The sequence below is a fragment of the Pedobacter cryoconitis genome, assembly GCF_014207135.1.
Taxonomy (GTDB): Bacteria; Bacteroidota; Bacteroidia; order Sphingobacteriales; family Sphingobacteriaceae; genus Pedobacter; species Pedobacter cryoconitis_D.
Genome location: NZ_JACHCC010000005.1, coordinates 326,839 through 352,262 on the forward strand (window position 1 = coordinate 326,839; position 25,424 = coordinate 352,262).

At 38.7% G+C, this 25,424-nt stretch carries 25 protein-coding genes and 1 tRNA gene; 12 read left to right on the top strand and 14 right to left on the bottom strand.

The window, feature by feature from the left end:
* Positions 1–44: 44 nt before the first annotated feature.
* A complete protein-coding gene (locus tag HDF25_RS11145) occupies positions 45–482 on the bottom strand; it encodes a DoxX family protein (protein WP_184624838.1) in 438 nt (145 codons plus the stop codon).
* Between the two features lie 230 nt (positions 483–712).
* On the opposite strand from HDF25_RS11145, the gene HDF25_RS11150 reads away from it, so the two are divergent.
* Positions 713–904: a hypothetical protein gene (locus tag HDF25_RS11150; RefSeq protein WP_184624839.1), complete on the top strand. Its 192-nt coding sequence runs from the start codon at positions 713–715 to the stop codon at positions 902–904.
* A 264-nt stretch (positions 905–1,168) separates the two neighbouring features.
* On the opposite strand, the gene HDF25_RS11155 is transcribed toward HDF25_RS11150, so the two are convergent.
* From HDF25_RS11155 to HDF25_RS11175, 5 genes are all read right to left on the bottom strand, one after another.
* The gene (locus HDF25_RS11155) at positions 1,169–1,813 is read right to left on the bottom strand and encodes a DUF4468 domain-containing protein (RefSeq protein WP_184624840.1); all 645 of its coding nucleotides are present in this window, start codon (positions 1,811–1,813) and stop codon (positions 1,169–1,171) included.
* A gap of 318 nt (positions 1,814–2,131) precedes the next feature.
* Positions 2,132–2,638, bottom strand: coding sequence for a hypothetical protein (locus tag HDF25_RS11160; RefSeq protein ID WP_184624841.1), 507 nt, complete (start codon positions 2,636–2,638; stop codon positions 2,132–2,134).
* Positions 2,639–2,760: 122 nt separating this feature from the next.
* The gene (locus HDF25_RS11165; protein ID WP_184624842.1) at positions 2,761–3,363 is read right to left on the bottom strand and encodes a TetR/AcrR family transcriptional regulator; all 603 of its coding nucleotides are present in this window, start codon (positions 3,361–3,363) and stop codon (positions 2,761–2,763) included.
* Between the two features lie 117 nt (positions 3,364–3,480).
* Positions 3,481–4,089: an alpha-ketoglutarate-dependent dioxygenase AlkB family protein gene (locus HDF25_RS11170; protein ID WP_184624843.1), complete on the bottom strand. Its 609-nt coding sequence runs from the start codon at positions 4,087–4,089 to the stop codon at positions 3,481–3,483.
* A gap of 148 nt (positions 4,090–4,237) precedes the next feature.
* A complete protein-coding gene (locus HDF25_RS11175; protein WP_184624844.1) occupies positions 4,238–4,684 on the bottom strand; it encodes a KTSC domain-containing protein in 447 nt (148 codons plus the stop codon).
* A 322-nt stretch (positions 4,685–5,006) separates the two neighbouring features.
* Between HDF25_RS11175 and tatA the strand changes: the two genes are divergently transcribed.
* The 4 genes from tatA (at position 5,007) to HDF25_RS11195 (ending at position 8,262) form a co-directional block, all read left to right on the top strand.
* Positions 5,007–5,168, top strand: coding sequence for a twin-arginine translocase TatA/TatE family subunit (gene tatA / locus HDF25_RS11180; RefSeq protein ID WP_184624845.1), 162 nt, complete (start codon positions 5,007–5,009; stop codon positions 5,166–5,168).
* Positions 5,165–5,899, top strand: coding sequence for a response regulator transcription factor (locus HDF25_RS11185; protein WP_317618201.1), 735 nt, complete (start codon positions 5,165–5,167; stop codon positions 5,897–5,899). The genes tatA and HDF25_RS11185 overlap by 4 nt, the downstream gene beginning before the upstream one ends.
* A gap of 8 nt (positions 5,900–5,907) precedes the next feature.
* Complete coding sequence (locus tag HDF25_RS11190) at positions 5,908–7,263, top strand: sensor histidine kinase (RefSeq protein ID WP_184624846.1); 1,356 nt, start codon at positions 5,908–5,910, stop codon at positions 7,261–7,263.
* Between the two features lie 309 nt (positions 7,264–7,572).
* Positions 7,573–8,262 (top strand): SRPBCC family protein, encoded by a 690-nt coding sequence (locus HDF25_RS11195; RefSeq protein WP_184624847.1) that lies wholly within the window; start codon positions 7,573–7,575, stop codon positions 8,260–8,262.
* 32 nt (positions 8,263–8,294) lie between these two features.
* Here HDF25_RS11195 and HDF25_RS11200 read toward each other — a convergent pair whose 3' ends face one another.
* Positions 8,295–8,768 (bottom strand): hypothetical protein, encoded by a 474-nt coding sequence (locus HDF25_RS11200; protein ID WP_184624848.1) that lies wholly within the window; start codon positions 8,766–8,768, stop codon positions 8,295–8,297.
* Positions 8,769–8,899: 131 nt separating this feature from the next.
* Between HDF25_RS11200 and ychF the strand changes: the two genes are divergently transcribed.
* The gene (gene ychF, locus HDF25_RS11205) at positions 8,900–9,994 is read left to right on the top strand and encodes a redox-regulated ATPase YchF (RefSeq protein WP_184624849.1); all 1,095 of its coding nucleotides are present in this window, start codon (positions 8,900–8,902) and stop codon (positions 9,992–9,994) included.
* A 79-nt stretch (positions 9,995–10,073) separates the two neighbouring features.
* On the opposite strand, the gene mgtE is transcribed toward ychF, so the two are convergent.
* Entirely contained in the window at positions 10,074–11,447 is a 1,374-nt protein-coding gene (gene mgtE, locus HDF25_RS11210; RefSeq protein WP_184624850.1) for a magnesium transporter, read from the bottom strand.
* Between the two features lie 267 nt (positions 11,448–11,714).
* On the bottom strand, positions 11,715–12,290 hold the full coding sequence (locus HDF25_RS11215; RefSeq protein WP_184624851.1) for a TetR/AcrR family transcriptional regulator: 576 nt from the start codon (positions 12,288–12,290) through the stop codon (positions 11,715–11,717).
* Positions 12,291–12,647: 357 nt separating this feature from the next.
* On the opposite strand from HDF25_RS11215, the gene HDF25_RS11220 reads away from it, so the two are divergent.
* The 5 genes from HDF25_RS11220 to HDF25_RS11240 all read left to right on the top strand — a co-directional run bounded on the left by HDF25_RS11220 (position 12,648) and on the right by HDF25_RS11240 (position 18,571).
* Positions 12,648–13,367 carry a LytR/AlgR family response regulator transcription factor gene (locus tag HDF25_RS11220; protein ID WP_184624852.1) on the top strand — a complete coding sequence of 240 codons (720 nt, stop codon included), beginning with the start codon at positions 12,648–12,650 and terminating at the stop codon, positions 13,365–13,367.
* A gap of 331 nt (positions 13,368–13,698) precedes the next feature.
* Positions 13,699–14,685 carry a sensor histidine kinase gene (locus HDF25_RS11225; RefSeq protein WP_184624853.1) on the top strand — a complete coding sequence of 329 codons (987 nt, stop codon included), beginning with the start codon at positions 13,699–13,701 and terminating at the stop codon, positions 14,683–14,685.
* Positions 14,686–14,751: 66 nt separating this feature from the next.
* Positions 14,752–17,610: a lantibiotic dehydratase gene (locus HDF25_RS11230; protein WP_184624854.1), complete on the top strand. Its 2,859-nt coding sequence runs from the start codon at positions 14,752–14,754 to the stop codon at positions 17,608–17,610.
* A 162-nt stretch (positions 17,611–17,772) separates the two neighbouring features.
* Entirely contained in the window at positions 17,773–18,345 is a 573-nt protein-coding gene (locus HDF25_RS11235) for a hypothetical protein (RefSeq protein ID WP_184624855.1), read from the top strand.
* A gap of 154 nt (positions 18,346–18,499) precedes the next feature.
* Positions 18,500–18,571: transfer RNA gene (locus tag HDF25_RS11240), tRNA-Arg, on the top strand.
* Positions 18,572–18,640: 69 nt separating this feature from the next.
* Here the strand turns inward: HDF25_RS11240 and HDF25_RS11245 are convergent.
* The 5 genes from HDF25_RS11245 to HDF25_RS11265 form a co-directional block, all read right to left on the bottom strand.
* Positions 18,641–19,141 (bottom strand): DUF4468 domain-containing protein, encoded by a 501-nt coding sequence (locus tag HDF25_RS11245; protein ID WP_184624856.1) that lies wholly within the window; start codon positions 19,139–19,141, stop codon positions 18,641–18,643.
* Between the two features lie 525 nt (positions 19,142–19,666).
* Positions 19,667–20,443 (bottom strand): hypothetical protein, encoded by a 777-nt coding sequence (locus HDF25_RS11250; protein ID WP_184624857.1) that lies wholly within the window; start codon positions 20,441–20,443, stop codon positions 19,667–19,669.
* Between the two features lie 26 nt (positions 20,444–20,469).
* Positions 20,470–21,198: an MIP/aquaporin family protein gene (locus tag HDF25_RS11255; protein ID WP_184624858.1), complete on the bottom strand. Its 729-nt coding sequence runs from the start codon at positions 21,196–21,198 to the stop codon at positions 20,470–20,472.
* 23 nt (positions 21,199–21,221) lie between these two features.
* Positions 21,222–22,736, bottom strand: a complete 1,515-nt coding sequence (gene glpK / locus HDF25_RS11260) for a glycerol kinase GlpK (RefSeq protein ID WP_184624859.1) — start codon at positions 22,734–22,736, stop codon at positions 21,222–21,224.
* A gap of 43 nt (positions 22,737–22,779) precedes the next feature.
* The gene (locus tag HDF25_RS11265) at positions 22,780–24,366 is read right to left on the bottom strand and encodes a glycerol-3-phosphate dehydrogenase/oxidase (protein WP_184624860.1); all 1,587 of its coding nucleotides are present in this window, start codon (positions 24,364–24,366) and stop codon (positions 22,780–22,782) included.
* Between the two features lie 281 nt (positions 24,367–24,647).
* Here HDF25_RS11265 and HDF25_RS11270 point away from each other — a divergent pair, with 281 nt between their 5' ends.
* Positions 24,648–25,424 (top strand): DeoR/GlpR family DNA-binding transcription regulator, encoded by a 777-nt coding sequence (locus HDF25_RS11270; protein ID WP_184624861.1) that lies wholly within the window; start codon positions 24,648–24,650, stop codon positions 25,422–25,424.

Here is a 25,424-nt window from a genome sequence, read left to right on the forward strand (position 1 = left end):
AGTAGTCTCCCCTTATAACGGTTTAATTCTGAATTATTGCCTTGCTACTTATATCTTCTTGATCTGGCTACTTTACGACTGATCAGGCTGTCTATACTTATTTTTCCACCACCGGCGAAAAGTAGTACAATATAAGTCAGCAGGTAATGAATGGCTAGTTCTTGTTCTTTTAACCCATCATTTCCATGTGCGACAAAAATAGCAATCAGCATGGTGACAATTAAAGGAATAACAGCCAAACGCACCGAAAGACCCATTATCAGAAATACCGAGCAGATTACTTCTGCAAAAACAGCAAGAACAAGGGTAACAGTGTCACCCAAACCAATAGGGTTCATGAACTTGATCTCACCACCGGCAAAAAGCATATTCAATTTTGGAATTCCATGCGACAACATCAGCAAAGCGATAGCCAGACGTAGAACCAGAAGTACTATATCCAGCCCCCTATGATTGTAATTAGTGTTAAATAGTCTGTTCATTATTTAAAATCATGGTTAGAATCAAAAGTAAATGTAACAATTTAAAATAAACTCTTGGAAAACCATCGAAGTTGAGGGCGGAGTAGGCCTCTATGATTTGGTTTTATTAACGGGGGGACTAATATGTCAAGCGTTTTATGACATTGGAAAATACGATGGTGCTCATTTGAAATAGCAATACAATAGCTTATTGTATATAATTGACATAAAATTTAATACTGACCAAAATTATGAAAAAAATTTCTCAAGAAACAATCTCAACAATGGGATTGGAAGAAATACCAGATCAAGAATTGAGCACTATTAATGGTGGAATAAGTATTTTGGGAGTTGTTGTAAAATACTATGCTATTTCGGCTTTGAGCCCTTTTTATGGTTTTGCACATGGCTTGGGTGTAGCTGTAGGATATATGACAAAGTAAATTTTAAATTTGGTTATAGCTGAGGTAATCTGTAACTTCAACTATAACCTTTTCATGTAATAATCAGATTAAGATGAAAAATAATATTGAAAAAATAGTTGATTCTGATAATCCATATGTACGTGCAATTTTTCTTGCATTCGTTTTCTTTATAATTCTAATTCCGATCTACAATATTGGTAAGAGTGATGGAGCGAAAGTTTTGATAAGTAGCGAACTTAAAAGGTGATCTCGGATCACTTCACATTGAAATATAAATTATAACTAAAAATCTGTATCAAGCTTTTTACCCATCTCCCTTTGAACTAAGTTAAATGTAACTAGCATTTTATCATTAAGAGTCTTCAAAACTCTCATTCTTTGTCTCTTGCCATTTTGACGAGAATTAGCCAATTTTTTGACAGGCATGCTTTGTGACTGAAAATCTGTATATGATTTATATCTTGAAGATTGACCGTAGGTATATTGTGGCACCTCCATTTTGATTTTGTATTTTCCGTCTTTAACGATAATAGAAAGTAAAGCATTGAAATAATATTGATCAGTACTAGGGTTTGATCCTAGGGCACTTAAAGCAGTCATGTCACTTATGTCATAAAAATTATTTATACTACATATTCCTGCCTCAGAGTCGTAATTTGATGTACCTATTTTGTTGTTTGTAAAAGTTTTCTGGATCGCTAGTTTAGCCCGGGAAAAAAGTTCTGGTTTAGAGATATTTGGTAATTCGACGACAGCTTCAACATATACTTCGTTATCTTTAAGAGGCAAGTAGTCTCCTAGTGCCACGGTATCAGCAACCTTGCTGCCGTTTCGAAATGTACTCCAGGTAATTGCGTCTTGTGCATTAGCACTGAGTCCCATCGATAGGATTAAGATAGATGAGAGAGTTAATTCTTTTAATTTCATAACTTGTATTTTTTAAGCTCTAAAGCTATTAATATTATAGGAAATTCGAACATAACTTATTGCTAATATTTTTTACGGTGAGTAATACTTGTCTCAACAAACGAACATTAGCTTGGTACCAGTGACCAGTTGCTGGGTAATTAGATTCTTCCCCTTAGTAAGTCGCCTTTAAATAAAGGTGAGATTAGTAGGTACCAGCCATTGAATAATACCTACCTCTTAAAACGAATTTTTGGCCCGGTTCCTATGGCCAATCATCCAGCCGGACATTTTACCTGGCCCATTCTGATTTATTGGATAGGCCAGATTTCTAAAATGTCACCATGTATAGATAGGTTTTTTAGATCCTTCTTTAAAAAGAATTGTGACTGTTGGAAGGATAGTAAGCTCTTTTGGGTTGTCATTATATTTGATATAGCTATCAAGAGGTATTTTAAACGCACTATTCTTTGGATCACTTTTCCGTAAAGCATCCAATCTGGTAGATATAATAAAAAAAGTAATTTGAAAATTCTGTTCTTTTAATCCGGACTTAATTATCCAGAAGCTACTGGATCTTTCAATGGCATCTTTTGCAGTCTTAAAAAAAAGATCGTCCTGGTTATTTAAATTCTGTATAGCGATAACTTTTCCTTTTTCTGAAACGGTAAAATTAACGGTAGAAAATCCACACCTCGGATTCTCTTCTAACATTAGAGACACCCTCGGTTCACTAAAAAAATTGACAACAGAACTATCTCTATTATCATAATAAAGAACATACTTATGTTGAGCCTTTAGACCAAGGCTAAGAGTTAAAATAAAAAGAATAATGCAGGATTTCATAGGTAAGCTCAGTTGTTTTAATATTGATCCCTTAATGATAAGGGTTTAATTACCAAACTTTAATAAACTTACATAAAACGACTTATAGCCGTGGTTAACCAGGCAATTCTGTAGAGAAAATCTTAAAAAGCCAGGGACTTACAGAACCCATTGATAGCATCTTTGAGAATCATCTTCCTGAAAGCATCTGTTTTACCACTTTTCTCAATCATCTGTATAGAAACCAATCCATGCAGAATAGACCAGTAAGCATGATATTTCAGAAAATAATCAGCCTGTTCATTATTGACCTGAACTAATGCCTCCCTGATCGTAGAAATCAGAATAGTAGTCATCTCCTTAATTTCAGCGAACTGATTAACCATTTCACAGGCAGGAATGCCCAGACCAAACATCAGTTGATAATATTCCTTATTTTCAAAAGCAAAATCCCAGTACGCATAAGCCATTGCCTCTAATTGCGCATCAGGTTTGTCAACAGTGCTTTTAGCCTCATGCAGTACCAAAGCCATCTTCTGAAAGCCTTCTTTCGAAAACTCCAGTAATATGGCTTCTTTATTTTCAAAGTGATTGTAAATTACTGGTATGCTATATTCTATTGCATCTGCAATTTTCCGGATAGAAAGAGACTGCCATCCATCAGTCAGTACCATATGCCAGGCTGCAGCCAATATCCCTGAACGGATCTCTTCTTTATGACGCATTTTACGCTCAACTATTCCCATATATCTGCATAAGTTAACACTGTTAGCAAATATAAACCTATTATCATTCTGTTCGGAATTTAGGTTCAATTTTGACTTAGTTGCAACAAACAGGATGGCTTAGATAGGGTTAATTGGTCATTTAAGATGGACTAATCTAAAAGTCAGATTAATACGTGGGCCGACTTGAAAAGTCGTTTTGGTCAGGCGGTGCTCCCAGTACTGCTGAGTCTGTCTTTTCATCAGGACCAGACTGCCATGATCCAGTTCTAAAGAGATCACCGGCATTTTTTCCTTATAATCTCTGAACTGAAATATCCGGGTCGCCCCAAAACTAACAGACGCTATAACCGGGAATTCTCCCAGCGAATGTTCATTATCCCTGTGCCAGCCCATATAATCCTGGCCGTCCCGGTAATAATTCAATAAACAGACATTGAACTGATGTTCACATTTAGCTTCCAGCTTTTCTTTGATTTTCAGTAAAGGCAGACTCCATTCAAGAGCTTTCATCTTCAGGCCCGCATAACTGTACTCCATCCCCTTATCACCGAAAAAAGCAGTCAGACGGGGCTGCATTACTCTTTTACCAAACAGAATAACTGGCTCCTGCATCCAGGAAACGTCTTCTTTTAAATAGTTAAAATAGGAATCACTCTCTTCAGGGTCAAAGAAAGTGGGATATAATAATACCTCACCATGAGATGGCAGGATATTGATATGATCTGCGTCAATCGGGTTATGCATAGTTAAAGGATCAAACAATCTCCTCAATACTAAACAAAAACCAGCAGATATTGTGTGGGAAAAGGTGTGGAATATGATCGGTCAGGATATGTCTTCTTAGCTGAGCTATGAAAACCATCCTGACCGATAGATAGAACTAACCTGTTAATTAGGCAGTTTCTAATTTTACGATATTTCTGTAAGGGAAAGAGTTGAAGATATGACGACGTGCAAATCTACCAGGAGAATCTGCATTAACCAATTTCACATATATTGCTCTTGGAACTTCAAAATACTCATATCCGCTTCCATCAAGGAAATGAACTGTAAGTACAAGTCCAGCCCAGGTATAGTCAGCAATACCACATGAACTGATTGTGTTTGTGTATTCTTCAATTGAGCCAGCAAGCGTTTCAGGAGCAATACTAACCAGGAAGTGATAAGCTTCAATAATTTCTTTACTTTTTGTTTCAGCAGCTAATTTAGCTTCATCACTTTCCTGAAATTTATCCGGATGATATTCCTTCATTAAATTTCTGTAAATGGTTTTTAACTCTTTCAGCTCGGCATCTTTTTGAACACCTAACAATTTTCTGTAATCGACAATCTTCTTCATAATATATTTAATGGCAATTATTGCTTGTATTTAACTGACTGAATTACAGGATAAACCCATACAGATTGCAAACAATTTTGCAAAGGTACAATTTTATAAACGAAAGAAAGATTAAGGTTTAATTAAGCCAGTATTAATACTAGAAAGCAGCCCTTCAAATCCAGTTTTGAACCAAAAAAATCATGAGCCCAGATGCAAAAAACAAGTACTATCAAGAGAAACTAACAATATTTTAACCCTGGTTTAACTAAATTTTAATCGGTCTTTAATCACTCTACTTTATTTTTGACCCAACAAAACACACCCTTAATTTTTAAAAGATATGCCTCAACCTATTATTTTAGCTTCACTGGGCACCCCCGAAATCCTGGTGATCCTGGTAGTTGTACTACTTCTTTTTGGAGGTAAAAAAATCCCTGAGCTCATGAAAGGGCTTGGCCAGGGAATGAAAGAATTTAAAGACGGACAAAAAGGAAATGAATGAGTTTGGATTTAGATAGTTACCTTTGTGACACAACCAACTCTACTCAGCAAATGTTTAATATCGGATTAGCAGAAGATGATGTAAAAATCGCCAGCCTTGTGAAAACGGGTTTGGAAGAACATAACTATAACGTCACTACTATCCCTGATGGATTGGAGGCCCTTCATACCTTCCAGGAAGGAAAGTTTGATTTACTGATTCTCGACATCATGATGCCGGGAATGAATGGTATTGAGGTATGCCGCCAGATCAGGCAAACGAATAAAGACGTGCCTATTCTGATGCTGACTGCTTTAGGCTCTATTGATGATAAAGTACTCGGACTAAATTCCGGTGCGGATGATTATCTGGTCAAACCTTTTCATTTTAAGGAATTACTGGCAAGGATAGAGGCCATGGTCCGGAGATTGCAGAATACTACACAACATCAGCAGATCCATACCCTGAGCTTTGAAGATATCGTCATGGATACTTACAGTAAGACTGTTCAGCGGGCCGGTAAAGATATCCCGCTTACAGCGAAAGAATTCACCTTACTGGAATTATTCCTTAAAAACCCTAACCGCCTTCTGTCACGGCAATATATTGCAGAAAATGCATGGGATATCAGTTTTGATACAGGCACAAATGTGATTGATGTTTATGTGAATTTCCTGCGGAATAAAATCGAAAAAGGATTTGACAGAAAACTGATCCATACAAAAATTGGCATGGGTTACATTATGAAGTAAAGCCGGCCATGAAGATCAAAGACCGACTGGCTTTATACTTTACGCTGATTAGTACGATCACCTTGTTGTGCGTATTATCAGCTATCTATTTCACCTTCAATAAGGTGATGGAGTCCGAATTTTTTGATCGTCTGACTGACCGGACCATGGTTACCGCCAAGTTATATCTGCAGGCGGATGAAATCTCAAATGAAGCCCTGAATAAAGTCAGGGCGCAATATCTCGAAAAACTGAATGGTGAGGTTATCCGGATTTACAATGACCGCAACAGTGCAGCCTTTATTGGAGATGCCAAACAATTCTGGACCAACGAAACCATCAACAAGGTAAGAGAAGCGGGTAAAATACGCTTCAAACATGGTGACAGACAGGCAGTTGGTATTTTCTATAAAGACAATCAGGGTAACTTTGTGATACTCGCTTCTGCAATAGACAAGAGCACAGAAACCAGAATAAATAAATTATTGAACGTGATGATCGGTGTATTCATCGTCATTTTCATTGGTTTGCTGCTATCCGGGCGGTGGATTGCCAAAAGAATATTATCACCACTGGATGTATTTATTGATCAGGTTAAACTCATCAAATCAAATAATCTCCATTTCCGGGTAAAAGAAGGTACCAATCACGATGAGATCACCTTATTGGCGCAGAACTTCAACAATCTGATGGAGCACCTGGAGCACTCTTTTATTTTACAGAAAACATTTGTAGCCAATGCTTCCCATGAACTGAGGACCCCGGTGACCAGGATGATCATTGGTGCAGAGATTTCCCTTTCCAAAGACCGTTTAAAAGAAGATTACAAGAAAGCACTTCAGTCTGTACTGGAGGATGCAGAAAAACTCGAAAATATTATTACTGCCTTATTTAACCTGGCACAGGCCGACTTAGAATATAGCTCTTCCCTTGCGCAGCAGATCCGTATTGACGAATTGATCTGGCAATTGCAGGCCGAATGGAACCAGCGTAAGGGTCCTAATAAATTAACCGTAGAGATGAAGAATCTGCCCATGACAGATGATTCGCCCTTAATCATTACCGCTAACCCTACTCTATTGCAAATTGCCCTGGATAATATCATTGGCAATGCCTTTAAATTCTCTGATGATCAGCAGGTAAGCTGCCTGCTTGAAATTACCGAAGAAGGTTTAACACTAACCATCAGTGACCAGGGTGTTGGTATTGCCCAGGATAAACTGAGCGATATCTTCAAACCCTTTTATAGCTCTTCACATAAAGTTGAACATTCGGGCAACGGAATGGGCCTGTATATGGCCAATAAAATCATCAATCTCTTCAAGGGAAAAATCACTGTAACTTCAGTAATTGACCAGGGAACAGTCTTCCATATCAGATTCTGATTATTTTAACCAATTTTTAATTCGCCTTTAATTCTCGTTTAATTCAGTGATACTAAATTTGTTTTAAGGATAAAATGAACAGTCAATGGAGGTTATTGGCGATTAAGATTTTATCTGTAAAGATAGTTTTTTCAGTTGGTTAGGGTGTGTTTGCATGATGCAAAAGAATTGGCAGGTTTTTGAAGCATAGTCCGCAAACACTTTAAAGGGGTAACGCTGAAGCGGATACCCCTTTTTATATTTAAATACTTTTTCCGAAACAGTATTGTCTCTGAACTGTTAATTAGATGCGAATAAAATCATCTCCTTATGGAAACACATCACACACATCTGAAATTACGTTCCGGCAAGTTTTCTATAGACAAGCATCATTTTTCAAATGTGGGATTAACTGAGCGTCTTGTATCCGTATTTACTGGTGCCATTTTATTGAGCAAAGGCATAAAAAGTCCTTTAAAGACAAAATTTCTATACGGTGCGTATCTTACTTACAGAGGTTTTACTGGACATTGTCTGTTATACGAACGCTTAGGTATAGATGCCAGAAGACCTCATGCTGTTAACGTTCGCGGAGAGTTTATCATTGACAGGCCGGCACACGAAGTATACAGCCACTGGCGCAACCTGAATAATCTTCCTGGTAGTCTGAAGCATTTAATGGATGTTAAGATGTTAGATGAGAAGTTATCGGCATGGAAGAGCAGAGTACTGGGCAACCTTGTTAAGTTAGACTGGAAAGCAGAGATTGTGAAAGACGAGCCCAATCATCTGATCGGATGGAGATCGACAACCAGCTCGATCATCAAACATGTAGGCAAGGTAGAATTTACAGAAACAGCGGACGGCCTGGCTACCAAACTCAGAATAGTTATTTCCTATTACCCGCCGGCCGGAGGTTTAGGGATCGGTATTGCCCGCCTGTTAAATCCTTATTTCGAGCATTTGTTAACCAATGAAATTAAAACCTTCAAACAGCAGATCGAATTACCCATTATGTAATTTCACTGAAATCTGAAGGCCTTAAAAGCAGGTTAATGACCTGCAAAAGCAACGACCATAAAAAGCATCGCAATATAGGATGCAATCAACACGATGGTTAATACCCCCCAGAATTTAAAAAACGATTTGATAGAGCTCATCGCCACACTCAAACTTGCCTGATCGGCAAATAAAACAGCCTTATTGGCTGAGCTTGAGAATTTAAACAGTAAAAAACTTGGATAAAACTGCAGCAGGGCAAATAACAGATAAATCACCATTAATACATTAGGCCCTAACTTCAGGATAGGGTTACCAGGTGAGGCTGCATTTAAAGCATCAAAAATTGCACCGGCACTGATGGCCGTAAATATGCACATAAACGTCAGTACAAAACCTATAATTGATAGAAACTTAGTCCATTTTGCTGCCTGATAGATATAACTCCGTATATCTTCCGTAATCCATAATGCATCCACCTCTGCATCTTCCTGCAATTCCGGTTTTATTTCTTCAAAGTTGTCCATGATCTTGTGTAGTACTGAAATTGTGTTTTAAGTCTTTAAACATAAAGAATATTTGGGTGTGCCGCAAGTTTATTGCATTATGGATTTAAAAAAATTGATACCTTTGCGCCAAATCAAGAAAAAAATCATTCATGGCATTACAATGTGGTATAGTTGGTTTACCAAATGTTGGAAAATCCACCTTATTTAACTGTTTATCAAACGCAAAAGCTCAGGCAGCTAATTTTCCTTTCTGCACGATCGAACCTAATGTTGGCATAATTACGGTACCTGATGACAGGTTAACCAAATTAGCTGAACTGGTAAAACCGAATCGCGTGGTTCCGAATACAATTGAAATTGTTGACATCGCTGGTTTGGTAAAGGGTGCATCCAAAGGAGAAGGACTGGGAAATCAGTTCCTGGGAAACATCAGGGCAACTAACGCCATCATACACGTTCTTCGTTGTTTTGACGATGGAAATGTAATTCACGTGGATGGATCAGTTGATCCTATCCGTGATAAAGAAATTATCGATACAGAATTACAGCTAAAAGATCTGGATACTGTTGAGAAGCGTATTCAGAAAGTGGAGAAACTAGCTAAAACTGATAAGGATGCGAAAAAGACTTTCGAAATTCTAAGTGTGATCAAACCTCACCTGGAAAGTGGAAAATCTGTTCGTTCTGCAGCTTTAACTCAGGAAGATTTTGATTTCATTCAGGATCTTGGTCTGTTAACCCAGAAACCGGTAATGTACGTGTGTAATGTTGATGAAAACTCTGTAATCAACGGAAATGCTTATGTCGACCTGGTTAAGGAAAATGTTAAGAATGAAGGCGCAGAAGTTTTAATTATCTCTGCAAAAATCGAATCCGAAATTGCTGAACTGGAAAGTTATGAAGAGCGCCAGGAGTTTTTATCGGATCTTGGATTAACTGAATCTGGTGTAAATAAACTGATCGTTGCGGCTTACCGTTTACTGAATTTATATACTTATTTCACTTCAGGTGTTCAGGAAGTAAGAGCCTGGACAATCACTAAAGGATTTACAGCTCCTCAGGCAGCTGGTGTAATCCACACCGATTTTGAAAAAGGTTTTATCCGTGCTGAGGTTATTAAATATAATGACTTTATCACTTTAGGATCTGAAAATGCTTGTAAAGATGCCGGAAAACTAGGTGTTGAAGGTAAAACTTACGTAGTTGAAGATGGTGATATTATGCACTTCCGTTTCAACGTATAAACCAGATTAAAAATATCTTTCATATAAAAAAAGCTCCTGTGATACACAGGAGCTTTTTTTATATGAAATGATTAGATATTTACAATAATACCCCTGTCAGGAACATAACCGCAACAGAGAAGTAAATGATCAGCCCGGTTACATCCACTAAGGTAGCTACAAACGGCGCAGATGACGTTGCAGGGTCAGCCCCTAGTTTTTTCAATAGTAACGGAAGCATAGATCCTGCCAGAGAACCCCATAAAACTACACCGATCAGGGCTACACCTACAGTTACACCAATCAGTGCCCAGTGCGGTCCGTATAAGTTAGAGAACAGAGTCCAGATGAAGATTCTCATGAAGCCTATAGTACCCAGAACCAGTCCAAGCATCAGTCCCGAGATAATCTCTCTTCGCATAACCCTCCACCAGTCCCCTATCGTGATCTCACCCAAAGCCATTGCCTGGATAATCAGTGTCGAAGCCTGAGAACCACTGTTACCTCCGCTTGAGATAATCAACGGGACAAACATAGCCAGCACAACCGCTTTAGCAATATCTGCTTCAAAATGTGCCATTGCCGTAGCTGTCAGCATCTCCCCAAGGAAAAGAACTACCAGCCAGCCAATCCTTCTTTTAAACAAGCCAAAAATAGGCATGTCCAGATAGGGTTCGTCCAGTGCCTGGGTACCCCCTATTTTATGCATATCCTCCGTATACTCTTCATTGGCTATCCACAGGATATCATCTACAGTCACAATACCCAGCAAAACATGATTATCATCTGTTACTGGTAAGGCTACCCTGTTATTCATTCTGAAGACATTAATAGCCTCCTCCTGCGGATCATTTGCGTTCAGCGCAATTGACCTGTTATCTGTAAGTTCGCCTACTGGGACATCCGGGTTGGCCAAAAGGATTTCTCTTATTCTGATATCATCAAGGAGAATTCCATTCTCATCGATTACATAAACAACATCAATAGTCTCCGAATCTTTTCCGTATTTCCTGATGTGTTCCAGAACCCGTTTAACCGTCCAGTCCGTTTTGACAGCAATATAATCGGGCGTCATTAAACGCCCGACACTATCTTCTTTATAACCAAGAAGCGATAAGGCTTCTACCCTGTCTTTTGCAGGTAATAAAATGATCAGCTTTTTTACAGCATCCCCTTTAAGCTCAGAAAACAGGGAGGTCCTGTCATCCGGCGGCAGCAGATTAATCAGCTGGGCAAGTTTTTCTCCGGGAAGCTTTTTTATAATTTTTTCCTGGGTTGGAAAATCCAGGATTCTGAAAACATTAACTGCCCTTTTAATAGAAAGAGTGTTAATGAATTTAACCGCATATTGAGGAAGTTCGTCTATAAGATGTTCAACATCCGAAATATTAAGCGCATCTAAATACTCCCCTAATTGTCCATCACCATCACGCTCAATTAGTTCAACAACTTCTTCAACAACCTTTTCTTCCATAAATAGCGCTTTTATTATTTACATGTTTCTTTTGCTTTATCAAGATTGCAAAAGTGATGTTTTATTTTTAAAAACGCGTTACGTAAAGTACAATTAATTGTAATCCTTAGAGCCTGTTTAATTTTAGATGTTCAAATTGTTTACAGCTTATTTTTAAGCGAAACGAGTCCTATTTATTTCTGGTAGCTTTCCTACCTGAAATGAATAGGATGAAGTTGCAGCTAAAAAGAAGCATAAACAAATGAGCAGATGAATTTAAACAGGCTCTTATACTTTGAGAGCTTCTCCAAACGTCCATTCTACAAGCTGTCCCATAGATTGCTGCAACTCCTCTTTCTTTTCCTGAAGCCCGCCTAAAACAAGCAGATCAGTTCCGGCAACAAGTAAAGCAGAAACCACATTAAAATAACTGATATGATGATCGCCGGAAATTGCCTCTTTCAGACTGTGCGCCTTTCTGTTGTGTAAACGGTTATCATTCGCCCTGTTTTTAATAATGAGATTGTAACCGGAAGTGTCATTAAGTAATATAGCTTCCAGTTCACAATGATTATAAAAGTGATGAAACCGTTCCTTTAATATTAACATGATATGTTCACGTACAATATCCGGTGTACTTTCTGATCCGGCCGGATCAGTTACGTTGTTTGTCCAGAAATTATTTTCTGCCACATAGGCTTTAATCAGCTGGTGAAAATCTCCAAAATAACGGTAGATCAGGATTTTTGAAACTCCGGCCAGCTTAGCGACCTTATTTACACCTAATCCATTAAATCCGCTTTTTTTGATGATTTCACCCACCGCATCTAATAACTTCCTTTTTGTATTCTCTTTGTTTTTCATCGGTATTATATTGTTTTCTTAAGTAGTTGCAGGGCCGTAGGTTATTATTTTTTTGCTGTTTTTAATTATCAGTTGATTTTGATGGTTACAAAACTTATATGACCTTCAACACAAACGTTTGCTTAGCCGCAAACTCACATCAATTTTCACAAAACATTCTATTTTTATATACTTATATTTATTTTTTTCGTTTAATAACAAGATATAATTCAGGGATATCAATTTGTAAAAACTTATATTAACTGGTTAATATATTATATGAATGCCCGAAATTTTATCGAAAAAAGCCTCTTATAATATTAATGCTTGTATATTTATAGCGGTTGATCATGTTAAAAAAAAGAATAATCTATGATAATGAGTTGTATTGTTATTGACGATGAACCTCATGCTATTGATGAGCTTTGCGAGCTGATTGCCCAGGTACCTCATTTAAATTTGCTGGAGACTTTTTCGGATGCCAGACAGGCTATTGCCTATTTACAGGAAACAAATCACATCGATATTATTTTCTCAGATATCAGTATGGCGGTACTCAATGGAATTGAGGCTGCCGAGATTATGAATAACTATTGTCATTTCTTAGTTTATGTAACTGCACACAGGGGTTTTGCTCCTGAAGCATTCCAGGCCAAGGCAGATGGTTACCTGCTTAAACCTGTCAGTTATCTTTCTTTCAGACAAAAAGTAGAAGATCTGACGCTGAAATACCAGGATATCCTGAGGTTACAAAAAGACGAACAGCAATTCTTATTTATCAAGGGTGGCCAGAAGAGTAGCTATATCAAGATAAAATACAGTGATATTGTTTATATCGAAGCAATGCTGAACTATATCATGATACATACCACCAGTGGTCACGAAATAACTTATATCGGTCTGAAAGCTATGGAAGACAAATTGCAGGTTATGGATATCTTTTTCAGGATAAACAAATCAATCATTATCTCTTTAAACTATCTGGACCGTGTGGATGGCAATATTGCAAGACTGGCAGGCGGTCAGAATTATCAGATCGGAGAAAAATATAAAAGTGTGTTTCTCGATTTTCTAAAGAAACACACCTTAAAATCATAGATAGATATGTTCAGATACCGAACCGACATTACACTCGGGGCAAGTTAGGGGTTATAGTAAATGTATTCGTTGGATCAGTAGCAACTGGATCAGGACGACGTGATTGTTTTTGGTAAAGAAACAATGTTTTTTTTGTCAGTTTTAGTTTTTTTCTGGTCAAACTCATGGCTGTAATTATTTAGTTTATCGCCAATGTTATCCCCAAAAAAAGGGCTGTACACCTTTATTATATTACATGGTAAAATTATTATATAAAGACCTATTCAGACTCATAAAAGGCGTACGCATCCATATATTATGCTGGTGTTTATTTATAATTTATGAGATGTTTATGCTAAGGATGATCACCTCATCCATCCGCCCTTTTATTGATTATTTTCTATTTTATTCTCTTAACATTGCACTGTTTTACTTTCATTCGCTGATACTACTCAGAAAAGGGTCAACAAAGACCAAAAAGGATATATGGCTGATACCGGCACTCATCATTATCGAGTTACTTGTCTATTATTTTATTTCAATATTTATCATTATCTGCCTGAAAGAATTCGCTCAAAATCATGTCGAATCTATTACCTATACTAAGCTTTCAGTGTACTTTACTCTAACGACATTTGCTGGTACAGTCTGGAGAGGAGTATATTTTGCCCTTTATGGCTCTGCTTATTATGTTTTGATCAGCTATTATCAGAAAAAACAGAATGAACTTAACCGCACAATAGAAAACGAACAGCTGAAAAATGAACTTCTACGTGCTGAACAGGACTTTCTCCGTGCACAAATCAATCCTCATTTACTTTTCAATACTTTAAGCTTTATCAAATACGCTGCAAAGAAAAAACCTGAAGAAGCCAATGAAGCCATCATGAGGTTATCCGGCATTATGGGTTTTGCCTTAGAGAATAACAGCCAGACCATACTGGTGACCAAAGAACTGGAGCAAGTCGAAAACATTATCAGACTGAATCAGTTAAGGTTCAATCATACCCTTTATATTGAATATACTACCAAACTAAAGAATGATCAGGTAACCATTATTCCAATCATCTTGCTTACTCTGGTTGAAAATGTTTTTAAACATGGTAATCTGCTGGACAAAGATTATCCGGCCGAAATACGGGTAGAATCAACAGATGAATATCTGATTCTGCAAACCTCGAATCTTCCTAATCATGATGGAAATATCATAAGCGGTAAAACCGGATTGGCTAATATCAATTCAAGGTTAAAACAGTTTTATAAAGAAAATTATCAATTCAGCCATGGCATGATGGCTAACTTATTCAGGGTGGAAATTAAAATAAAGCTGAATAATTAATTAAACCTCTACCTGTAAAGAGCATCATATTGTTTAATTATTTAATAAAATATATAAACATAAATTATGAAATTGACGCTCTCACCCGTTAGTATCTCCCGCACCCCGGTATTTTCTTATCAGGAGGATATACATATAGTATGGGATGAACTAAAGAATTACATTCATGAGTCCTCTCCTTCATTTTACGAAATGATAAGGGGAACAGAATGTTCAGACCTCTCCACGCTCGACCCAAAAATCAGGTTTACGATCTGGAAGTATTTTAACCGCGCCAAATACAGGGCAACCCCTTTTGGAAATTTTGCGGCATTTTCTATTATTCCGGTTAATAACGAAACCAATAATGATCCGGTCACCCTCTCAAAAAAACATATAAGCCACCGTTTTGTCAACTGGCAGGAAAAGGAAAATTTCAATTTTGATTCCGAATGGCTATTTCATCGTGCAGATTTCCTGATGGCGAATACAACAGCTTACAAGGGAGGTGATGACTTACGTTATATCAATATTGAAAACGGATCTTTTGAACTGTCAGCTATTGAAGTCGAAGAAACAACCTTATCCACACTTGATTTTTGCAGGACCAAAAGGACTGTTGAAGAAACACGTCGTTTTCTGCGTAAGGAACATAAACTGAGTCTGGCCATGTCAAACTATTTTTTGGAGCAACTGGTTGACCTTCAATTACTGATTACAGATTTCCAACCCAATATTATTGGCCATGATTATTTTGACCGTATCGGCTATGCCCACAGAGATAAAATAGACGATTACATTATTGCCGAACGGAAGAGGATAAAAGGACAATTATCTGAGCGAAGACTTCAGGTATTAACAGAGTTGACTGAATTCCTTGCTACACATACACCCGCCAGCCAGATGACCTCACTGGATGATTTCAGACAAAAATTTGTCAAAAAATTTGAACAAAAAGAAGTTCCCTTACAAATTGCGATGGACCCCGAAATAGGTGTTGGCTACGGATCTACGACACTAAATAAAGAAGAGGACCTGCTTGTTCATGAACTGCAGGGATACAGAAGATCTGTACAAAATGAAAATCACAACCTCTCCTATACTGCATTGCACCAGTTTATACTCAATCAGATGATGCAGCAGAAAACTATACAACTGACGGATTTTAAGGCCCCTCCTACGCTTTCACAGCTCCCTGTAGCCAATACGATCAGTATATTACTACAGGCTACTGAGGAACATCTGATTGTGGAATATTTTGGCGGCTGTACTGCAAACTCTCTACTGGGCAGGTTCACCATGGCCAGTGATGAAATCACCAGCCTGGGACGTGGATTTGTCCAGACAGAACAGGAGGCTAATCCTGATATCCTGTTTTTTGATATCGCGTACCAGATTGAAAAACATGCTGATAATATTAACCGCAGAAAAGCGATCTATAAATATGAACTTCCTATTTTAAGCTGGCCGCAAAGTCAGCACGTACTCGACCTGGATGATATCATGTTAAGTGTCAAAGGGAATGAACTCATCCTGCATTCAGTCAAATATGGCAAAAGAATAATCCCTAAACTAGCTTCTGCCTATAATTACGCCCGTTCCGATCTGGCTGTTTACCGGTTTCTCTCCGACTTGCAGCATCAGGGCCTCCGTTCTTATTTAGGCCTCAAACTGGACACTATATTTCCCGGACTTTTACACTATCAGAGAATACAGTATAAAAATGTTATCCTGTCTCCTGAAAAGTGGCTGGTTCCGGAATCAGTATGTGCAGGGACAGCTATTGATCAATCTTTAAAGGCCTTACATGACTGGTTAAAACATATTAATTTAGATAAACCATTCAAATGCGGGGTGAATGATCAGACACTTGTCTTTGATATGAATGCAGAGGAAGACAGGCATTCTTTCCTTCTCTTTTGCCGGAATAAAAAAGACCTCTATATCGAAGAAGCTTTTATCCCTAAGCTGCCTCAGGCGGTCGATGAAAATAATGCGCCCTATCTTCCGGAATTTATTGTGAACCTCCAACATAAAAATCAGCTATATTTCCCTTATCCTTTAGCTGGCAGCTGGAATAAAGAAGAGCATTTTTCTGATCTATTTTTACCCGGAACAGAATGGCTGTATTTCGAAATTTATTGTCACGCTTCAAAATGCAATTCCATCCTTCAGCTCATCAACAGACAATTCATCTCTCCATCGCGTAAACAATTGAAAAACTGGTTTTTTATTCGTTATAACGATCCATCCTATCATATCAGGTTAAGGCTTCAGCTCAGGAAAATAACTGACGGACAGGAGTTGACAACAAGTCTTTCCGATCTTCTGGCCCCTTATATCAGAACTGGTATTATAGCCGATTTACAAGTCAAAATCTACCGTCAGGAAACAGAAAGATATGGCTTAAAGAGAATAACCCTGGCAGAAAAGAATTTTGGAATTGACAGTGATTATGTATTAAGTGTTATTACTAAACCTGTAAAGGCGAACGACCTTTATATACTTTCCATGATGCTGATGGAGAATGTGCTGCATGGTATGGAACTAACCCTTCAGGAACAGGCTAAATTTGCAGAACAAATGCATGGCAATTTCTCTGCAGAATTCAAGATTCTCCCAGAAGGGCTCAAAAAAATAAATCTAAGTTTCAAAGATTTCAATTATGACAGCCTTTCGATATACAGGGATAAGCTATTGCAGAAAAGGGCCCTTCAGACAGAGAGATCATTTCTGACGGCCCTGGCCAGTTGTCCGGAAACAAAGAAATATAGTTTATTAGCGGATTTATTTCACATGCATGTCAACAGGATATTTCACGATGATCAGCGCATGCATGAGATGATCATCTATAATTACCTGACCAAACGGATAAAAATGAAAATCGGAAGGCTACACAATCAGAATTTGGTCAACCAGGAAAAAGAAGCCCAGGCGTCTGTATAAAGATAAAACATATAGATTTATCACTGACAGACAATGCGTTCCGGTAAAATTTAATTAAAAAAATAAGATACGCATTCAACAAAATTATTATTTTTACCTAAGTGGTAACATGAGTTTTTTCCTGCCGGGGATTCGAATGTTGCTGCAAGCAACCGACGATCTATGAAACCTTCTATCAAAAACTACTACAACGCCCCTTCAGTTCTTGTCAAGAGCCTCGAAGCGATTGAAAACTTCCAGTCTGCTCACAAGATCTTTCTCAAAAAAAACAATGAAGAATCAAAAAAATCCATGGCCCAATCATTGCAAATGGTAAAAATACTGCAAGATGAATTATCTGTACCCGATGAATCTGCTGATCAGATCAGACTTGCTTTTCTGAAGCAGGTAACCGCTCTGGAACAGAATATTGAGAACATTCATCTTGAAGGTCTGTTTCCGGATTTGTACAGAGACAGTGAGTCTTGTTTCCGTCTGCTTCACGACATCCTTGACGGCTTCAAAATATCCTTACTATCCAAAGGAGAGTCTTATCCTTTCATCGAGCTCTCAACAAGTAATAATGAATGGAAAGATCATGGTGTTGTCGCCTTTTGCAGGGATGTCAAAAATAATCTGAACCCTGCAAAATTCAGGAGTTTATGGGATGCACTTCAGTGTTACGAAAAAAACAAAACCCAGCTGACCTATACCTTTGAAATCTTGTCTTTAACAGGAAACCTGGGTAAACAATAAGCTGTTCTTCATCGAAACTATCCTGTCAGGTTCAGATCTGTTGAAATACCAGGGCTTTCATTTGGTTGTAACGGGCATCCGTAAATAATTAAAAATAAATTTTATCCCAGGGAAAATATGTAATAAGCATTTGAATGCCTATATTCGCCGAAATGTTCCTGTAGTTCAATGGATAGAATTTTGGTTTCCGGTACCAAAGATGGGGGTTCGAATCCCTTCGGGAACACTAAAAAAGCCTCTAACTTTAAAGATAGAGGCTTTTTCAATTATAACTTACGATTTACGCAGCTTACAGTTAAAACTCTGAGACCGAATTTGGACTGGACATTTTGGACTTTAAAGATTGAATCAGATTTTGGACTCTTAAAAACGCGTTGTCTTTAATATTCCTGACTCCCCTTTTCGTAATATTAGCCTTAGCGGGATCGGCTTCAAACTGCCAGGATCTAAAATTCCCCTTGCCATTAAATACCAGATCAGTAATTGTATATTTAAATTTATCATCCTTTATAAGGATAATTATATTAGCATATACCCGTCCTTCTTCACATGAATAAACGAGCAATGAAGCTACAATCTTTCCTGCCTCTTTATCTTTTATCTGAACAACATCATTAACCAATTTAAAAGAAGTTGCGAGCCACTCCATGGCCTTATCAAATAGTTGCACTTTAGTCCCAGGGGTTTTAACAACTTCAGTATAAGTTATTTTATTTGTGAGGCTATCAATTTGTGATTCCTGGGCCAACCCCATCAGAGGAGCAATTAAGAATAAAGAGAGAATTAGTCTTTTCATATTTTCACTTTTTTCTAAGTTAAATAAAAACACACAACCAAAACAAGACTTTATTAAGAATTAATCTCGTTTTTTCATACTTACGAGGTGATCTTGAAACTATTCGATTAAACGAGAATTAACGGGGGCCCTTCTTTTGTTTCTACAGCCCCCTCTCTCCATCCGGCCTCAGCCGCAGACTAAATGGATAAACTACCATTTTCATCACAATTGTAAATAAAATCTACTATTCACGTAGGGAAAACGGCAGTTCACGTAATAATGAAATGATTAATCAAATGATAAGCTTATTATTGATCTAAGTTATCCATCTACCTATGGAAAAACACAAATGACACGGAACCCTTTCAGGGTTCTTTGTCATTCTTACAATCCAGCTATTTTGTTTTTATCTGTCATTCTTTAGAATGCGTTTGCCCCGACAGTATAAAGATCCGGAAAAACAGAGTACCTGATTACTTATTAAATAAAAAAAACCAGCCAATTGGCTGGTTTTTTAATGACCCCATAGGTAGAATCATTGTATTAAAATGCGTTGATAATCAATTGTAATGCTCCTTGTTTATGTTCGGGACTAAACATGGCTGTGGCAGCAATTGGCATATGATAGTTAAAAACGACCAGGTCTTTGTTAAACGTTATCCCAGAATTGACAATATTTGGTTTAGACCCATAAAAATTCTGTTGCCTTCCAAAAGCAAACCCACCGCCGGCAAAAAGATGAAGATTAGTAGTTCCTTCTTTCCATATCCTGTAATCCAGCACCACATAATTAGAATAATTATTGGCTAAAGAGCCATCACTGTTCATATGGGTATCCCTGCCCTGTACAATCGTACTCCAGTTTATACTGATCGGAAAAGCATCCCCAAACTGATATCCCGCTGTTACATCAATAAAATGCGATGTAGTTGCTCTTTTATAATCGAACAGATTGGCATTCGGAAAATCTGTAAAGTTGTTAATATCCCAGACAGAAAAATTAAATCCATGCTTCGCATAACTCACATAATAATCAAATTCCTTATACTGCCCGTTAAGACCTGCCCCACCCCAGATACCCGCAGCAAAACTGCCATCCCTGGTGGTATAATGCATATCTACATCCGTAATCGGACTATTGGAAACCCTGAACCCACGCCATATATATAGGTTACGGAGCTGTAGATTCACATTAAAAGGTGTATATTTTTTCACCGCTACGGTGTCTGTTTTCGGGGTTTTTACATCCTGAGCTTTAGCAAAAAAGCAAAGACTCAGCCCCAGCATAGCCACCAGGCTACCTCTATAAATAGTTTTCATAAAAATATGTTTAAGAGATCAGATAATTAATGAAACTGCATATAAACAAGTGCTGCTATTGCTGCACCAACTATCGGTCCTATAATAGGAATCCAGGCATAAGACCAGTCGCTTCCACCCTTTCCCTTCATCGGCAACAAAGCATGCATTATCCGCGGAGCTAAATCCCTTGCCGGATTAATTGCATATCCCGTAGTTCCACCCAGTGAGAGACCAATTACCCATACCAGAAAAGCAACCGGAACAGCACCCACCGAACCCAGGCCAATCGGCACTTTTGTAGGCGTAATCTCAGCTCCGGTTATATAAAAGACAGTAAATACAAGCACAAAAGCGCCTATAATTTCACTGGATATATTGGAAACGTAATTACGGATTGCCGGACCTGTACAAAAAACAGCAAGCATAGCACCAGGATCATTATTACGGTTGAAATGATCTTTATACATTACCCAAACCAGAAAAGCACCCATCGCCGCGCCTAGCATTTGCGCCACAATATAAGGCAGCACACTCGCCCAGGCAAACTTCCCGGCTATGGCCAGACCGATAGTTACTGCGGGATTCAGATGCGCACCACTATAAGGCCCTGCCACAGTTACACCGACAAAAACAGCAAGTCCCCAGGCTGTGGTAATTACCATCCAGCCACTATTATTTCCTTTCGTATCATTTAACACAACGTTGGCCACTACGCCATCGCCCAGGAGTATAAGTAACATAGTACCTATTAACTCAGCAATAAATGGAGTCATTTTATGAATATTAATATGAATAATTAAACTGCATCAGACTCAGGAAGTTCATCATTCCAGCTTTGTGCTGCATGAATAGCTCTTTTCCAGTCTTTGATCCCCTTTTGCATAGCCGATCTGTCAGCTGCCGGAACAAATTCCTTTTCTGATTGCCATAACTGCTGTATCTCTTCTACACTTTTCCAGTAACCGACAGCCAGTCCGGCTAAATAAGCTGCCCCCAAAGCTGTAGTTTCGACCACATTCGGACGTATAACTTTACAGTTTAGCAGGTCTGACTGAAATTGCATCAGCAGATCATTTGCCGTCGCACCTCCGTCAACCCTTAGTTCCTTAATTTCCATTCCCGCATCAGCTTCCATCGCTTTCAGAACATCCATTGTCTGATAGGCAATAGATTCAAGAGCCGCCAGGGCGATATGAGCGGAAGTTGTACCTCTGCTTAATCCTACGATTGTACCTCTGGCATCAGGTTTCCAGTAAGGCGCTCCCAAACCGGCGAAAGCAGGCACAAAATAAACCCCTTGCGTGTCCTTTACAGTTGCAGCCAGCTTCTCTACTTCAGCCGATTTTTTAATAATCCCCAGACCATCGCGCAGCCACTGAACTACAGCACCACCGATAAATATACTTCCTTCAAAAGCATATTGTATTTTACCATTAATTTTCCATGCAACAGTAGTCAGCAGGTTATTTTTTGATTCAATAAACTGATCACCGATATTCATCAGCATAAAACAACCAGTACCATAAGTATTTTTAACCATGGCTTTTTCTATACACATCTGGCCAAAAAGAGCCGCGTGCTGATCTCCTGCCATACCTGCAATAGGTATTTTGGAAGCAAAAATTGTAGTTGTAGTTTCTCCGTATATTTCACTGGATTGTTTAACTTCCGGAAGCATACTTTTCGGAACATCGAGCAACTCCAGCAATTCATCATCCCATTGCTGCGTACGGATATTGAAAAGCATCGTACGGCTTGCATTGGTGATATCAGTTACATGGACATGCCCCCTGGTAAATTTCCAGACCAGCCAGCTGTCAACAGTTCCAAAAGCCAGTTCACCTGCATTTGCCCTGTCACGTGCACCTTTCACGTTATCTAATATCCATTTGATTTTAGTTCCTGAAAAATAAGAGTCAATAACCAATCCGGTCTTCGCACGGACCATATCCGTTTTACCGTCTTTTTTTAGCTGATCACAAAAAGCAGCTGTACGTCTGTCCTGCCAGACTATAGCATTATAGACCGGCTCTCCGGTAGCACGATCCCACACGATGGTCGTTTCACGCTGATTAGTAATTCCGATTGCTTTAATATTTGATCCGTTAATTCCCATCTTAACGGTTGCTTCTGCTGCTACACTGGCCTGAGTTGACCAAATTTCATTAGGATCATGTTCTACCCAGCCTGATTGTGGAAAAATTTGGGTAAATTCCTTTTGAGCCATAGATTTGATCTGTCCTTTATGATCAAAAATAATAGCACGCGAGCTTGTTGTGCCCTGGTCCAGAGCCAAAATGTAATCTTCCATAAAATATTGGTTTATATTGGTTTTAATTGATGCTAAATAATTACTATTCAGGTGTATAAGGTTCCAGCAAATAAGACTGGGCAAGTTTTCTGAAAGCAGTAACCTGTTCCTTCTCCCAGTTCTCATCATAATGGAGTTCGGAGGCAACTAATTTGGCTACAGCAGGGGCCATATCAATCGCGGCACGGGCATCCAGAAACAGCGCCCTTACCCTTCTGGCAAGAATATCTTCTACAGTCCGTGCCATTTCATGTCTTACACCCCAGATCACTTCGGCTTTCAGGTAAGGCATCCGTACATGCAATTTCTCTCTCCACTGTGGATTCTCCTCTCCCAAAGCCAGCACAGCTTCCTGATCACTTCCGTAAACATATAAGTGGTTCTTACGGTCTACGTCTTTTTTACTGCCATGAATAGAAAGCTCTTTTGTCTTTGTAGGAACATTTTTGAGTCTACCAACCTCAATAGCTTTATTGATCGTATCCTCTCCCATTCTGCGATAGGTCGTCCATTTACCACCAGTAATGGTAATCAGGCCCGATGCAGTAACAATCAGTTTATGACTACGCGAAATCTCTTTAGTTTTCGAAGAACCGTCTTCCGGTGCTGCTAAAGGACGTAAACCTGCAAACACGCTCAATACATCTTTACGGGTAGGTACCTTAACCAGGTATTTGGCAGCAGTCCGCATAATAAAATCGATTTCCTCTTCTAAGGCTACCGGTTCAAGACTATGTTTATCCAATGGAGTATCAGTAGTTCCGACTACCAGTTTATCATGCCATGGCACAACAAACAAGACCCTTCCATCATCCGTTTTCGGAATCATAATCGCATCTTCTCCAGGCATAAACGAACGCTCCATAACCAGGTGTACACCCTGACTTGACCTGACCAGAGGTTTTTTACCCGGTTTATCCATTTGCAGCAGATCATCCACAAATACACCAGTTGCATTAATTACAGTTTTTCCTTTTATAGTATAAGTAATCCCTGATTCTGCATCAACAGCAACTACACCGGCTACTTTATCTTTTGCATCTTTAATCAGGCTGGATACACGAATATAATTCAAGATTGTAGCCCCCTGTTCCAGACTGGTCTGGGCCAGGTTTACAGCAAGACGGGAATCGTCAAACTGTCCGTCATGATAAACTACACCACCATACAGGTTTTCCTGTTTGATAGTGGGTAATTTACTGATGACCTCTTTTTTCGAGATATGTTTAGCGCGGCCAAATCCAAGTTTACCAGCCAGAAGATCATAAATTGTCAGACCTATCGTATAAAAAGCGCCTCCCCACCATTCGTAATTAGGAATAATAAATGATTCATTTTTCACCAGGTGAGCCGCATTTTTCAAAAGTAAACCCCGCTCATACAATGCTTCGCGAACCAGTCCTATGTCCCCCTGTGCAAGATAACGCACGCCTCCATGAACTAATTTGGTACTACGGCTGGAAGTGCCTTTTGCAAAATCAACCTGCTCCAACAATAATGTCTGATAACCGCGGCTCGTTGCATCAAGCGCAGCTCCTAAACCCGTTGCTCCCCCACCAACTACAATAACATCCCATACTTTACCCGGATCAGCAATATTTTCTATAAGTTCTTTCCTGCTTTTGTTCATCGATGCAACCTCCTTATGTTTTATAACGATTAGTTTCGCTTTCTATATCAAATCTATAAAATAAAACATTTCAAAACAAATTAAAATCATTAAGAACCTAATATATTTAACAAACAGGCCAAAACATAACAAAAAAGCCATTAAACAACCTATCAAGCAACCTAACCAACCATTAATCGAAACAAAACGAAACAAACATTAAAATATTTGACTGAAATTATTGGCCAGAACTTACGGATATTGTTTATTTTTGATCATCAGCAACCAACACAAAAACCGGAATGAAGAGTATTACCGAAAGACATCAGTTAATTTTAAAGAAGCTCCATGAGACCGGATTTGTGAATGTACAGGAACTCAGTACACAAATGAAAGTTTCGGATGTGACTATCCGGAAAGACCTTAAACTACTGGAAGACAAAAAATTACTATTCAGAACACACGGAGGAGGTTCAAAAACAAATCCTTATACCAACGACAGACCGGTTGCTGAAAAGGAGCAGATGCATGCTGACAAAAAAAGACTGATAGCCACAGCCGCAGCAGAAATGATCGGACACAACGACTCCATCATTATCGCCTCAGGTACATCTATGTTAGCCCTGGCCAGAGCTATACATCCCGAAAAACATCTGACTGTAATTACCTCAGCACTAAATGTTGCCCTCGAATTATCCCATCACCAGCATGTAGAAGTTTTACAGCTTGGCGGTCAGTTAAGACAAAACTCCTCCTCGGTCATGGGGCCCTATGCAGAGCAGATCCTTTCTGATGTATCCTGTAGTATGTTATTCTTAGGTGTAGACGGAGTCGATATTGAAACCGGCCTGACAACCACAAGCCTGATGGAAGCGCGTCTGAACCAGAAAATGATTAATGCAGCACAGGTTACAGTAGTACTGGCCGACAGCTCTAAAATGGGAAGACGCGGTCTGGGAAAAATCTGCTCACTGGATCAGATCCAGCATATCATTACCGACGATGGTATATCGCCGGCACTGGTCAAATTAATGGAAAATAAAGGTATCAGCGTAACTATAGTCAAGGAAAAAAACTAA